The sequence below is a fragment of the Paraburkholderia sp. FW306-2-2C-D06C genome (assembly GCF_058781505.1).
On the sequence record NZ_JBYSWU010000040.1, the window covers coordinates 35,184 to 47,987 of the forward strand.

General features: G+C 64.8%; 13 protein-coding genes. 11 read left to right on the forward strand and 2 right to left on the reverse strand.

Features of this window, described 5'->3' with window-relative positions:
• Positions 1 to 29 precede the first annotated feature (29 nt).
• Both AC3WLT_RS25820 and AC3WLT_RS25825 read right to left on the reverse strand, forming a co-directional pair.
• The gene (locus AC3WLT_RS25820) at positions 30 to 1,058 is read right to left on the reverse strand and encodes a beta-ribofuranosylaminobenzene 5'-phosphate synthase family protein (protein WP_492594519.1); all 1,029 of its coding nucleotides are present in this window, start codon (positions 1,056 to 1,058) and stop codon (positions 30 to 32) included.
• 149 nt (positions 1,059 to 1,207) lie between these two features.
• Complete coding sequence (locus tag AC3WLT_RS25825; protein WP_492594520.1) at positions 1,208 to 1,606, reverse strand: 4a-hydroxytetrahydrobiopterin dehydratase; 399 nt, start codon at positions 1,604 to 1,606, stop codon at positions 1,208 to 1,210.
• 458 nt (positions 1,607 to 2,064) lie between these two features.
• Here AC3WLT_RS25825 and AC3WLT_RS25830 point away from each other — a divergent pair, with 458 nt between their 5' ends.
• From AC3WLT_RS25830 to AC3WLT_RS25880, 11 genes are all read left to right on the forward strand, one after another.
• Positions 2,065 to 3,882: a methanol/ethanol family PQQ-dependent dehydrogenase gene (locus tag AC3WLT_RS25830; protein ID WP_492594521.1), complete on the forward strand. Its 1,818-nt coding sequence runs from the start codon at positions 2,065 to 2,067 to the stop codon at positions 3,880 to 3,882.
• A gap of 163 nt (positions 3,883 to 4,045) precedes the next feature.
• The gene (locus AC3WLT_RS25835; RefSeq protein ID WP_492594522.1) at positions 4,046 to 4,465 is read left to right on the forward strand and encodes a c-type cytochrome; all 420 of its coding nucleotides are present in this window, start codon (positions 4,046 to 4,048) and stop codon (positions 4,463 to 4,465) included.
• Positions 4,466 to 4,495: 30 nt separating this feature from the next.
• Positions 4,496 to 5,407 (forward strand): substrate-binding domain-containing protein, encoded by a 912-nt coding sequence (locus AC3WLT_RS25840; protein ID WP_492594523.1) that lies wholly within the window; start codon positions 4,496 to 4,498, stop codon positions 5,405 to 5,407.
• A complete protein-coding gene (locus tag AC3WLT_RS25845; RefSeq protein WP_492594524.1) occupies positions 5,404 to 6,159 on the forward strand; it encodes a hypothetical protein in 756 nt (251 codons plus the stop codon). Before AC3WLT_RS25840 ends, AC3WLT_RS25845 begins: the two co-directional genes overlap by 4 nt.
• A gap of 15 nt (positions 6,160 to 6,174) precedes the next feature.
• Positions 6,175 to 7,137 carry a LysR family transcriptional regulator gene (locus AC3WLT_RS25850; protein ID WP_492594525.1) on the forward strand — a complete coding sequence of 321 codons (963 nt, stop codon included), beginning with the start codon at positions 6,175 to 6,177 and terminating at the stop codon, positions 7,135 to 7,137.
• Positions 7,138 to 7,452: 315 nt separating this feature from the next.
• Positions 7,453 to 8,472 (forward strand): AAA family ATPase, encoded by a 1,020-nt coding sequence (locus tag AC3WLT_RS25855; RefSeq protein WP_492594526.1) that lies wholly within the window; start codon positions 7,453 to 7,455, stop codon positions 8,470 to 8,472.
• A 3-nt stretch (positions 8,473 to 8,475) separates the two neighbouring features.
• Positions 8,476 to 9,339, forward strand: coding sequence for a DUF58 domain-containing protein (locus AC3WLT_RS25860; protein WP_492594527.1), 864 nt, complete (start codon positions 8,476 to 8,478; stop codon positions 9,337 to 9,339).
• 62 nt (positions 9,340 to 9,401) lie between these two features.
• Positions 9,402 to 10,280: a calcium incorporation protein MxaA gene (locus AC3WLT_RS25865; RefSeq protein ID WP_492594528.1), complete on the forward strand. Its 879-nt coding sequence runs from the start codon at positions 9,402 to 9,404 to the stop codon at positions 10,278 to 10,280.
• Positions 10,277 to 11,263, forward strand: a complete 987-nt coding sequence (locus tag AC3WLT_RS25870) for a vWA domain-containing protein (RefSeq protein ID WP_492594529.1) — start codon at positions 10,277 to 10,279, stop codon at positions 11,261 to 11,263. The genes AC3WLT_RS25865 and AC3WLT_RS25870 overlap by 4 nt, the downstream gene beginning before the upstream one ends.
• The gene (locus tag AC3WLT_RS25875; RefSeq protein ID WP_492594530.1) at positions 11,260 to 11,850 is read left to right on the forward strand and encodes a tetratricopeptide repeat protein; all 591 of its coding nucleotides are present in this window, start codon (positions 11,260 to 11,262) and stop codon (positions 11,848 to 11,850) included. Before AC3WLT_RS25870 ends, AC3WLT_RS25875 begins: the two co-directional genes overlap by 4 nt.
• Positions 11,847 to 12,785: a vWA domain-containing protein gene (locus AC3WLT_RS25880; protein ID WP_492594531.1), complete on the forward strand. Its 939-nt coding sequence runs from the start codon at positions 11,847 to 11,849 to the stop codon at positions 12,783 to 12,785. The genes AC3WLT_RS25875 and AC3WLT_RS25880 overlap by 4 nt, the downstream gene beginning before the upstream one ends.
• The last annotated feature ends 19 nt before the right edge of the window (positions 12,786 to 12,804 follow it).

Sequence of the window (12,804 nt, forward strand, 5' to 3'; positions counted from 1 at the left end):
CGCACGCAGCGGCGCGGGACCGAAGCGCGTCATGCGGCGTCGATGCGCTGCTGCTGCCGTGCTTCGGCGGAGCGCACCGTCGCGCCGCGATTGCGTCCCGCGACGACCGTGCATTCGATGTGCGGCATGCCTCGCGTGGCCTCGCGTGCCGTGGCGAGCGCGCACTCGGCCTCGCGCGCGTTGGCGACGATCGCAAAGCCCGTCGGCCCCCACGAAGTCTGGCCGATGCCCGCGGTTCGCTGCGCGGCCACGGCGCGCAGCGCGCGCTCGACATCGGGGCTCGCGAACACGCCGCCTTGCACGGGGGCAAAGTATTCGCCGATGGTCTGCTGCATCTCCGTCAGGCCATGCGCGAAGGGCGCGATGTTGCGCTCCGCGGCGCCCGGCAGAATCTTCATCAGGACGAGGTGGCACAGACGCGCGGCGAGTTCTTGCGGAAACGGGGCGAGCGCGGCGAGGCCGCGGCGCTCTTCAGCGCCGTGCAGGCCCTCGCGAGCGTTGTCGCTGACGAGCAGGACGCGCCAGCTATCCGGAAACGGCTGACGCGCGAGCAGAGGCGGCACGCCCGGGTGCAGGTCGCCGGACGGTCCGCCATCCACCAGCAAGCCGCCGGCATCGAAGCCGAGGATGCCGATGCCCGAGCGCACGCCGCGTCCGAGCAGGCTCGCGAGTTCGGCGCTAGTCGCGACATGGCCGAGCAGACGAACGAAGGCGCTGCCGACTGCGAGCGCGAGTTGCGTGCCCGATCCCAGGCCGCTGTGCGCGCGCGGCGTCCGGGTGACCTCGATAGCGACGGGAGTCGGGTCGTACGCGGCGTGCAGCCGTTCCAGACAGATCGCGATACGCTCGCGTTCCGCATCGGTCGCCGCACCGTCGATCCGGTCGCGCTCGGCGAGCCGCGCTTCGATGCGGGTGCCGGCGCCGTCGATCACGAGGCCGAGACTGCCGAACGCGCGTCCAAGCGAGGCGTTCGGATCGAGAAACCCCAGATGCAGCCGTGCGGGCGCATCGACCGTCACGGCGGCATGAGGCGGAAGGCGGCGAACGTGAAGCTGCATCGCGAGTGTCCTTGTTCGTGCGTGACTTGTTCGTGCATGAGCGGGCGAACCCGAAGGGCCGTCGTGGCGACGGCGCGTGCCGCGGCGCAGCGGCCCGGCGGGGGACTTAAAGCGAAAGCCGTACCAGCCCCGCAGCACGGCGCCGGGCTTCAACCGCCTTGCGCGGTTTTCGGCGCGTCGTACTTGATATAGCGGAAGCGCTGGTCGTCCGCCGGCGTGCCTTCGAGCGGGCCGCCTTCGGTTCCCGGCTGCCACTGAATGAACGATTCGATCTTGCTGGCAAGCGCAAAGTCCTTGTCCGTGATGCCCTTCGCGGAATGCGTCTTCAGCTTCACGGTCACGAATGCATAGGAGACCGTGAGATCAGGGTGATGCCATGCGGCTTCCGCGAGGTGGCCCACCGCGTTCACCACCATCAATGTCCCTTTCCAGCCTTCGGTGCGGTATTTGCGCCGCAGCCAGCCGTCTTCCAGATACCAGTGCTGTAGCGGACCGACGAGGCGCTGCTGGATCTCCGCGTCGGAATAGATCTGTTCTGCGTTTGCCATGACCATTGCTCCACACGTGTTGGAACGACCCGTAAGAGCATGACTCGCTGCAATTGACGGGCCAGCCGCATGATCGCGCTGTCGGCGCAGGTGTTCTCTCGCTGCGTGCCTCGCGACGGACACGCTTCGTATCGGGGAGTGACACAGTATGTCCCACGTGCTGCGGCGCAGGCGGTCACGGCCGTGACACCGCTGCGCCAGATCGAGCGTGCGCCGAAGGTGATGCGCGCGTGGCGCGAACCGCCGCGCGGCGTGTGTGCGCGAGCTTGTGGCGGCGAACGACGCGCACGGTAGTTCGATTCCGGCATGGAATATGCGTTGGCCGTCATGCGCCGCAAAGCCTGACAACGATCGGGAAAGGGCGCTGATCGTTACCTGCATTCGAGGAGGCGCGCCCGATGCAACGAGGTAGCGTGGGTCATTCGTGAGTTGAACAGCAAGACCATTCTGGAGGAGACATGAACTTACGCACCACGGTTCTTGGGCTCGCGATCCTCGCGTCGGCAGCCTTGAGCTCTATCGTTGCACAGGCCGATTCGCAGCTCGATGGGCTCATGAAAAATCCGTCCAACTGGGCGGCGCAGGCGGGCGACTATGCGAATCATCGCTACAGCCCACTCAAGCAGATCAACGAAAACAACGTCGGGAAACTACAGGTCGCATGGACCATGTCGACCGGCGTGCTGCGCGGCCACGAAGGCGCGCCGCTCGTGATCGGCGACACCATGTATATCCACTCGCCGTTCCCCAACAAGGTGATCGCGATCAACCTGAAGGATCAGACGTTCATCTGGCAATACCAGCCGAAGCAGGACGATGCGGTGGTGTCTGTGATGTGCTGCGATACCGTCAACCGCGGGCTCGCGTATGGCGACGGCAAGATTTTCCTGCAGCAGGCCGACACAAAACTCGTCGCGCTGAACGCGAAAACCGGCGACGTGGTCTGGACCGCGCAAAACGGCAATCCGAAAGCGGGTGAAACCAACACCAACGCGCCGCACGTATTCGGCGACAAGGTGCTGACCGGCATCTCGGGCGGCGAGTTCGGCGTGCGCGGGCGTCTCATCGCGTACGACATCAAGACCGGAAAACCGGCCTGGACGGCCTACAGTACGGGTCCGGACAAGGACATGCTGATGGACCCCGACAAGACGATGACCTACGCCGACGGCAAGATGGTGCCGGTGGGCGCGGACTCGTCGCTGAAGTCCTGGAAGGGGGATCAGTGGAAACTGGGCGGCGGCACCACCTGGGGCTGGTATGCGTGGGACCCGAAACTCAACCTTGTCTACTACGGCACCGGCAATCCGGGCACCTGGAATCCGACGCAACGTCCGGGCGACAACAGATGGTCGCTGTCGATCATCGCGCGCGATCTGAATACCGGCACCGCCAAATGGGTCTACCAGATGACCCCGCACGACGAGTGGGACTATGACGGCGTCAATGAAATGATCCTCTCGGATCTGAACGTCGACGGCAAGAAGGTCCCGGCCATCGTTCACTTCGACCGCAACGGTTTCGGCTACACGTTGAATCGCGAAACCGGACAGCTGCTCGTTGCCCAGAAGTTCGATCCGGCGGTGAACTGGGCTGACCATGTCGATATGAAGAGCGGCAAGCCGATTCGCAACGCGGCCTATTCGACGCAGGCGGCCGGCTCCGACCACAACGTGAAGGGTATCTGTCCGGCGGCGCTCGGTTCGAAGGATCAGCAGCCGGCGGCGTACGACCCGAACTCGAGCCTCTTCCTCGTGCCGACCAATCACGTCTGCATGGACTACGAACCGTTCGATGTCGACTATGTGTCGGGCCAGCCGTATGTGGGCGCCACGTTGTCGATGTATCCGGGCCCGAACGACAACAACTCGATGGGTAACTTCATCGCGTGGGATGCCTCGAAGGGCAAGATCGTCTGGTCGAAGCCGGAGCGGTTCTCGGTGTGGTCGGGCGCGTTGGCCACCGCGGGCGGCGTGGCGTTCTACGGCACGCTCGAAGGCTACATCAAGGCAGTCCGCATCAAGGACGGCAAGGAACTGTGGCGCTTCAAGACCCCGTCGGGGATCATCGGCAACGTGTTTACCTACGAGTATCAGGGCAAGCAGTTCATCGGCGTCTACTCGGGCATCGGCGGCTGGGCCGGTATCGGCATGGCGGCTGGCCTCGAGAAGTCGACCGAAGGCCTCGGTGCGGTGGGCGGTTATCGTGAGCTTGCGAAGTACACGGCGTTGGGCGGCACGCTCTTCGTGTTTGCCATTCCCGGCGGCAACAGCTGAATGGCCGGGCCGCATTGAAACGCGCGGCCGGTTTACCCTTGCAGGGGATCGGGCGACCGGCAGCGGCTTCAGTCATCTACGAGTTATCTGGACCGCGCCATTTCACAGATGCGTCGATGAAGCGCATCGCGGCGCGGCCTTACCTTGAAGGAGACATCTGCATATGAAAGGCCGATCAATCTTGTTGCGGGCGGCACTGCCCGCCGTTTTCGTCGTGCAGCCTGTCACATACGCCCAGACCAATCCCGCGATTGCCCAGGTGGCGTACAAGGTGGTCGACGGCAGCAAGGTCGACAGCAATACGCTGCAAGGATGGAGGACCTGGCGCGCTCTTGCCTGCGAACGTTGTCATGGCGCGCAGCAGCAGGGGATGGTCGGACCATCGCTGGTCGACGCGTTCAAGACGCTGGATAAGAACGAGTTCCACCGCACGGTGTTCGGCGGCCGGGTGGACAAGGGCATGCCCGACTTCAGTTCGAGCCAGATGATGCAGAAGAACTGGGAGAACCTCTACGCCTATCTGAAAGGGCGCTCCGACGGCCAGATCAAGCCGGGCGATCTGCAGTCCATCGACGCGAAATAACGCCCACGGTTCTACCTCAGGAGGTTATCGATGCGTCATGGCAAACGAATGCCCGCGCACGCCGCGCTCGTGGCCGCCGCGCTGTGCTACGCGGTGCTGGCGAGCGGTGCTGTGCGCGCCGAAGGCGAGGCACTGCCCAACAACGATGGCGCCGACGGCGTGCTGCGGGTCTGCGCGGACCCGAACAACATGCCTTTGTCCAACAACAAAGGCGAAGGCTACGAGAACCGCATCGCAAGCCAGATGGCGAGCGATTTCGGCTACAAGCTCGAATACACCTATTTTCCGCAGCGCATGGGCTTCGTGCGCCACACTTTGCGCGAGAAGGTGCCGGATACCGAGCGGTATAAGTGCGATCTGATCATCGGCGTGCCGAAAGGCTACGACATGACCTCGACGACGCAGCCCTACCTGCGCTCCACCTATGCGATGGTGTTTACGAAGCGGCCTGAGCTGGCCGGCATCAATACGCCGGACGATCTGCTCAAGCTGCCGCCGGACCAGTTGCACAAACTGCGCTTCGGCATCTTCTCGCAGACGCCCGCGGTCGACTGGCTGCTCAGTCACGACCTGATTGATCAGGCGGTCTCGTATCAGGTGCAAAGCGGCGACCCGCAGGAATACCCCGGCCAGATGATCGAAAACGATCTGCGCGCGGGCAATGTCGACGTCGTATTCCTGTGGGGGCCGATTGCGGGCTACTTCGCCAAGCGCTCCGGCGATACGGTGAAGCTGGTGCCGTTCCCGGCCACGCCGGGCATCCGCTTCGACTATACGATCGCGATGGGGGTGCGCTACGGGGAGAAAGCGTGGAAGGACAAGGTCGATCAATGGATCGGCGCGAACCATGACAAGATCGACAGCATCCTCACGAGTTACGAAGTGCCGCTTCTGAAGCCCGTCGACGCGCCGGCCGGCAAGCCCGCGGATGGGGCGCCATGAGGGGTGCGCAGAGGCGCTTGCGCCGCGCGTGGCGGTGTGTGCTCGCCGCGTGCATCACGTGCGTGGCTTGTGCAATGCATACCGCCGCGCTTGCTGCGGGCACCGGCGATATCTCGCCCGCCGAGCGGCTCATCTTCACGACGGATCATCTGCACGGCCTCGCGCAGCAAACCGAACTCGACTACGCATTGCTCAGCTCGGACCAGCCGGCGCACAGCGCGGACATGGTCAGGGTGCTGGTGGTCAGCCCGGACAACGCCAAAGGCGATGCCCAGGTGTCCGATCACAGCGGAGCGGTGCCGTTACCGAACGCCGGTTTGCCGTGCAACCCCGTGATCATCTATTTCCTCGAACGCGACATCACGGAGATGGAGCACCTGACAGGCGGCCAGCGCCGTTATTTCCAGCGGCGCCTGCGGCTCGCGCTCGCCGCGGGGCCGCAGATCGAATTGGTGACGAGCCAGATCGGCGGCAAGCCTGTGAAGGCCCAGCAGGTCGTCGTGCAGCCGTACCTGGGCGATCCCAATGCGGAACGCTTCGCTCAATACACCGGCAAGCGCTACACGTTCCTGATCGCCGATACGGTGCCGGGCCAGGTCGCGCTGATCCGTACCGACGTGCCCGGCGCGAACAACGATTTCGTGCATCCGCTGCATACCCAGACGCTGAGCTTCCAGGCGGTGTTGCGAAAACTGCCGCCGCCGCCGAATGTGCCGGTGAAGCCGTCCAACGCGCCTCGGGCGAGCCGTTAACGAGGTCGCGCCAACGTGAATTTCATCCGCTCGCTGACCTTGCGTCAGTTGCAGATCTTCGTCGTGGCGAGCCGCTACACGAGCTTCGCGCGCGCTGCGGAGGAACTGCATCTGACCCAGCCGGCGATATCGATGCAGATTCATCAGCTCGAGGAGGCGGTTGGCCTGCGTCTGTTCGAGCGCATCGCGCGCAAACTCGCCTTGACCGAAGCGGGCGAAAAGCTAAGCCATCATGCGAGCCGGATTCTCGGCGAGATCAAGGATGCCGAAGATGCGATGACGTCGCTCAAGCAGGCCGATAGCGGCTCGATCGCGGTGGGCATCGTCAGTTCCGCGACGTATTTCGCGCCGAAGCTGCTGGCCATGTATTCGCACCTGTATCCCAAGGTCGACGTGCACTTCTCCGTCGGCAACCGCGATGCGTTGCTGCGCATGCTGCAGGACAACGCGATCGACCTCGCCATCATGGGGCGGCCGCCGCCGGAACTCGATACCACGACCGAGCCGCTTGCGTGGCATCCGCAAGTGGTGATCGCGCCGCGGACCCATCCATTGTGCGACGCGCGGCGCTTCGATCTGCAGGAGTTGCGTGGCGACACGTTCCTGTTGCGCGAGCCCGGCTCGGGAACGCGCATGGCCGCCGAGGAAATGTTCAGACACCATCTTTTCACGCCCGCGAAGGTCGTCACACTCGGCAGCAACGAAACGATCAAACAGGCAGTGATGGCAGGTATGGGAGTGAGCCTGATTTCTCTCCATACGCTGCTGCTCGAACTGCGTATGAAGGAAATCGCGTTGCTCGACGTGAGCGGCACGCCGATTGAACGCACATGGCAGATCGTGCATCTGCGGGCCAAGCAGCTATCCCCGACCGGCACGGTATTCAGGCAGTTTCTGCTCGAGCAGGCCGCCGCTTATCTGGAGCGCGAGTACGCGGCATTCGCCACATCGCCCGCGAAGCCAGGCGTTCTGAAATGAGCAGTCGATACCGATCTGGCCTGGCGCCGCGGCGCGATGGCGCTGGTCGGACTGATTGCCGGCAGTGCCGCAGCGGGTTCACCTGGTGACGGCACGTCCCCGTGAGATGGGCCGCGATTTTTCGGCATCGGCACACTGTGTACCCGAAAGGCGTGACAGGTTGACATCTTTCGTCGCGCGACTGCGCGTGCTGCATCTGCCGGCGTGCTGGCACAGAGTATGCACGGAGGTCCGCTCATATCCATGAGAAGCATTTTCGTATCGCGGGTTCACGACGAGCCTGCGCGTGTAGGCCTGCTATAGGGGATTGCATCGATGGGTGCTGGCGAACAGCTTCAGGACTGGCGTCTGCATGCGCTGCAAATCGAAGACGAAGTCTCGAGAGTCGTGATTGGCCAGTCGCAGACCATCCGCCTCATTAACGTCGCCTTGTTCGCCCGTGGTCATGTGCTCCTCGAAGGCGGCGTGGGTGTCGGCAAGACTACCGTGCTGCGCGCGTTTGCGCGTGTCGTGGGCGGGGAGTTCGAGCGCGTCGAGGGCACCATCGATCTGATGCCGGGCGACCTCGTCTATCACACGTACGTCGACGCCGAGGGTAAGCCGCGAATCGATCCCGGTCCGCTTCTTCGACACGGCGAGCGCCTGACCACGTTCTTCTTCAACGAAATCAATCGCGCCCGTCCGCAGGTCCAGTCGCTCCTGCTGCGCGCCATGGCGGAGCGTTCGGTGTGGGCGTTCGATCGCGAATATCGCTTCCCGCATATGACGGTGTTCGCCGACCGCAACAAGGTCGAGAAGGAAGAGACTTTCGAGCTGGCATCGGCCGCGCGCGACCGCTTCCTGTTCGAGTTGGGCATGCCCACGCCGACCGGGCCCGAGGTGCGGCGCGCGCTGGTATTCGACGCAACGTTCCATGACGTCGACAGGCTGCTTGCACGGCTCTCGCCCGCGATCGTACCGTGGGAACAGTTGAACCAGGTCGGCGCGGCCATTCAGGCGAGCGTGCAGTCGAGTAAAACGATCGAGCGCTATGTCCTGGACATCTGGCAGGCCACGGAAACACCGCAGCGATTTGGCATTGCACTCGACGGCGTCGACATGCAGCGGCTCATTCTGGCGGGCGCAAGCCCGCGAGGCATGAGCGCGCTGTTGCGGGCAGCGCGCGTGGTGGCGTGGCTGGCGGGCCGCTCGCATCTGGTTCCGGAAGACATTCATGCCGTGCTGATGCCCGCGCTCGGGCATCGCGTGTTCTTCACGCCGATCTATGAACTGCGCCGCCAGGAACTCGCTGAAGCCCTGACTGCGCAAATCATGAACAGGCTCGCCGTACCCTGAACCATGAACGGGATATCGGAATTTCACTACCGTTTGCCGATGCGCTCCGGGGGATTTCGTCCCGGTTCGCACCCGGGATCGAGCTTCGGGGCCGGTCAGGAATTTGCGATGCACGGCCGCCTGTTCGACTACCCGGATCCGCGCCGCCTCGATCTGCGTGCCAGCGTGCGCGCCGCACGCTCGGAGTGGCTGGTGCGGGTTCACCTGCAACGCGCCGCGGTGCCAGTACAGGTGATCGTCGACGTCTCGGCGTCGATGCACTTCGGCGTGCACCAGACGAAGTTGCAGGTTGCCGCGGACTTTGTCGAAGCCTTGGGATACAGCGCGTTCCGTGTCGGCGATCAGTTGGGCATGCTTGCCTTCGATACCGGCGCACGCGACGATCTTTTCATGCCGGCGCGATATGGCCGGGGCGTCGGCAACGTGCTCGCAACGATGTTGCGCGAGAGCACGAGCGTCGCAACCGGAAGCAGCAGTATGGCGGGGCTGCAACGCGCCGCTTCGACACTGGCTGGACGGCAGGCGCTGGTGTTCCTTGTTTCCGACTTCCACTGGCCGCTCGCGGCGTTGCCCGCCGTACTCGATCTGCTGGTCCATGCATGCGTGGTCCCGATGGTTGTCTGGGACGCCGCGGAGATCGCACCGCCCAACGGCGGCCCGCTGCTTGCTGTCAACGACGCCGAGTCCAACGGGCAGCGCACGCTGTGGCTGCGCGGCAGCGTGCGTGAGCGTTGGCGCGAGGCCGTCGTGCGGCGGCGTGTGGAACTCGCGGAGATGTTCGGCACCCGCGGGATCCGGCCGTTTTACGTCGAGAACGCTTTTGATCCGGAGGCCATGTCACGCTACTTTCTGGAGGCGATCGCATGAGACCTGGTGGGCGCCGGATTGGCACGGCGAGTGGTTCGCTTCGCCGGACACGGGTCGCGACGATGTTGGTCACCTCGCTGGCGCTAGCGCCGCTAATGAGCGCTGCCGCAGCCCCGGGCGCGGTCTTTCAGCCGACGGTCCAGCAGCCGCGCGCATTCGGCTACCTGCTCGGAGATGTCCTCACGCAACGTATTCTGCTGCCAGCCGGAGATAACGACGTGGGTTCGGTGGCGCCGCCGTCCATTGGCCGCACCGGCGCGTGGCTCGAGCGCCGGCTTGCCCGGCTCGAAACCGATGCCGAGGGTCGCCGGTGGATGGCGATCGACTACCAGATCGTCAACGTCGCGCCAACGCTCACCAGGATTGCATTGCCCGCGTTGACATTGACCTCGGCGTCCGGCGCGACGCTGCAGGTTGCAGAGTGGCCCCTCAGCGTCGGCCCGATGACGCCCGCCGACGCCTTCAATGCCGGCGACCTGCAACCGATGCGGCCCGACCGGCAGGCTCCCCTGGTGCCGACCGCGCCGCTGCGGCGGCAGGCGAGCCTCGCGCTCGGCCTGTTGCTGCTGACTATGCTGTCATGGGCAGGCTGGTGGCTGTGGCGCAACTGGCACGAGTCGGCCCGGCTGCCGTTCGCGCGCGCCTGGCGGCAGATGCGACAGCTGCGGCGGCTCGACGGGGCGCACGTCGATATGTCCGCGGACGCGTGGCTCTGCCTGCACCGCGCACTGAACGAAGCGGCGGGCCACGTCGTTCACGCGGGTTCTCTGCCCAGCCTGTTCGCTCGAGCGCCGTATTTGCAGCCACTACGCGCACAACTCGAACACTTCTATCAGCAATCGACCGAGCGATTCTTCACGCCTGCACAGGCGGCGGCCCCTTATCCGCTGCAGGTGCTATGCCGGGCACTGTATCGCGCTGAGCAGCGTCACCATCGATGAACACGGCGTTCGATTTTGCCCATCCGTGGCTGCTCGCCTTGCTGCCGCTGGCCGTGCTGCCGTTGTTGCCACGGCGCGGCGACACGCTGGTGTTCTCGTGGGTCGCGTGGTTGCCTGACGATCGCGTCGGACGATGGATCGGCTTCATCGGGCAGGGCAGTGCCGTGCTGGCGATACTGGGGATTGTCGTCGGCCTGGCCGGTCCGGGAAGCTCGTATCGGCAGGTGTTGCGTACGGGCAGCGGGGCGCAAATTCTGATCCTGATGGATCGCAGTGCGAGCATGGACGAACCGATGAATAGCAAAGGTGTGGAGTCGCCGGCGGGCGACTCGAAGAACAAGGTAGCGCGCGCTTCGTTGACCGGGTTCGTTGCCCAACGGCCTAATGACCGGCTCGCGCTCATGATGTTCGGTACGAGCCCGGTGCTTGCCATGCCGTTCACCTACGACCACCGTGTGATCGAGGCGGCGATCGCCGGCACGGCTGTGGGCCGCGGCATGCCGGACACGCAACTCGACCGTGGGCTGCTGGCGGCGATCGGCGAGTTCGACGGGCGGGCCTCGTCGGGCCGCCGGGCGATCGTCCTCGTCTCCGACGGCGGCGCGAGAATCGACGCGCACGTGCGGCGGCTCATCGAGGATGGACTGATGCGCAACCAGATCGCGCTTTACTTCATCTATTTGCGCAGCGGCGTATTCAGTCCCGATCTGAACGCCTCTATTCCCGCGAGTGAGTCTTCGGCTGAAGCCGAACTGCATCGCTACTTCGTCTCACTGAAGACGCCTTATCGGCTTTTCCAGGCCGGTAATGCGAAGGCGATGATGGACGCGATGGCCGAGATCAACCGGCAGCAAAACGCGCTGACTTCATTTGTCGAGCGCTTGCCGCGGCAGGATTTCAGCCCGTACTGCTTCGCGGCGGCGCTGTCTGGTTGCGCGCTGCTGCTGGCTTTGCGGCAGCTTCAGGTACGGGCCTGGTCGTGAAGCGCGCGTCGATTCACGTCATCTTCGCGGCAATAGCGCTGTGCTGCGCCGGGACGGCAGGGTATGACTGGGCGCGCCTGCAGCACGCGCAGCATGTCAATCAGGCGACGGCTGCCGCGGCGGGCGAAACGGGCAAACCCGGCAAACCCGGCAAACCGGGCACGACAGGTGCCCCGCGCAACGGCCGTGGCAGTGACGACGCCCGGCAGGTCAGACTCGCGCGCGCCATGGCGCTGTCGGAGGCGGGCGCCTACGATACGGCTGGCCCGCTCTATGAGGAGCTGATTCGCGACGAGCGCCTTGACGAAGTAGGGCGCGCGGCGCTGTTCGACCTTGGCAACATGTACCTGCGTGAGGGAATGGGTAACGGCCCGTCCGGCACGGTTCAGTCGGTCGCCATGATCGAGGAGGCCAAGGCGCGCTACCGGACGTTGCTGCGTGCGACGCCGGACGATTGGGATGCGCGCTACAACCTCGAGCGTGCGCTGTGGCTCGCGCCCGAAATGCGCTCCGCGCCCGATGCGCCTGACGTCAAGTCGCAGCACAACGTGAAGGTGAGCGACCCGCAAAGCAAGGATTTGCCGTGAGCCCCGGCGCGCTGGCGCGTGATTTTTTCGGAAGGCGCCACTGGGCGACGTCGGTGGCATTCCTGTTGCTGATCGCGGCAGTCGCCATGCCACGCGTGACACTGCCGCGCGATACGTTCAGCTACATTGCCACCTTCGATATTACGCAAAGCATGGACGTCGAGGACGTCGCACTGAATGGCGCACCGGTGAGCCGGTTGGTGTTCGCGCGGGCTGCGATGCGCGACGCGCTGGGGCGATTGCCGTGCGGCTCGAAGATCGGCTGGAGTGTGTTCACCGGCCAGCGGACTTTGCTGTTGCTGCCGCCCGTCGAAGTCTGCAGCAACTTTGACGCGCTGCTGTTGTCGCTCGACAGGATTGACGGGCGCATGCGCTGGACCAACTGGAGCCGCATTGCGGAGGGCGGCGTCTATTCGGCGGTTCGCGTGGCGCAAGACGTCGGTCATGGCGCGGCCGTCGTGTTCGTCACCGATGGGCAGGAGGCGCCGCCGGTCCTGCCGTCGGATGCGCTGACGCGGGACATCAATCCCGCTCAGGTCAGGGGCTGGCTGATCGGCGTGGGTGGCGATCAAGCCGGGCCCATTCCACGTACCGATGCCGACGGTAACCGTGACGGCTACTGGCAGGCAGAGGATGTGATCCAGGTTCCGGGGACGCCAGGTTCCGCGCCGCTGGCGGAAAGTCACGAGGAGCTGTCCGCGTTGCATGGACACTACCTCGCGTCGGTGGCCGAACAGATCGGCTTCGGGTATCGCCGCCTGTCGAGCGCGGCGTCTTTGAGCGACGCCATGCTCGATGCGCGACTCGCTCACCGGGAACCGGTGCCGACCGATTTACGCTGGTGTCCTGCGCTGCTTGCGTTGCTGTTGCTCGCCTGGCGGTTCGTGCCGGAGTTCGGCTGGGCGAGGCGCCGCGCGGGGCTCTGGTGCAAATAGGTGGCGCGACGTCTACTGT

Coding starts and splice junctions, on each gene's coding strand:
- AC3WLT_RS25820 (WP_492594519.1), bottom strand. CDS start 1,058: ATGCAGCTTCACGTTCGCCGCCTTCCGCCTCATGCCGCCGTGACGGTC.
- AC3WLT_RS25825 (WP_492594520.1), bottom strand. CDS start 1,606: ATGGCAAACGCAGAACAGATCTATTCCGACGCGGAGATCCAGCAGCGC.
- AC3WLT_RS25830 (WP_492594521.1), top strand. CDS start 2,065: ATGAACTTACGCACCACGGTTCTTGGGCTCGCGATCCTCGCGTCGGCA.
- AC3WLT_RS25835 (WP_492594522.1), top strand. CDS start 4,046: ATGAAAGGCCGATCAATCTTGTTGCGGGCGGCACTGCCCGCCGTTTTC.
- AC3WLT_RS25840 (WP_492594523.1), top strand. CDS start 4,496: ATGCGTCATGGCAAACGAATGCCCGCGCACGCCGCGCTCGTGGCCGCC.
- AC3WLT_RS25845 (WP_492594524.1), top strand. CDS start 5,404: ATGAGGGGTGCGCAGAGGCGCTTGCGCCGCGCGTGGCGGTGTGTGCTC.
- AC3WLT_RS25855 (WP_492594526.1), top strand. CDS start 7,453: ATGGGTGCTGGCGAACAGCTTCAGGACTGGCGTCTGCATGCGCTGCAA.
- AC3WLT_RS25860 (WP_492594527.1), top strand. CDS start 8,476: ATGAACGGGATATCGGAATTTCACTACCGTTTGCCGATGCGCTCCGGG.
- AC3WLT_RS25865 (WP_492594528.1), top strand. CDS start 9,402: ATGTTGGTCACCTCGCTGGCGCTAGCGCCGCTAATGAGCGCTGCCGCA.
- AC3WLT_RS25870 (WP_492594529.1), top strand. CDS start 10,277: ATGAACACGGCGTTCGATTTTGCCCATCCGTGGCTGCTCGCCTTGCTG.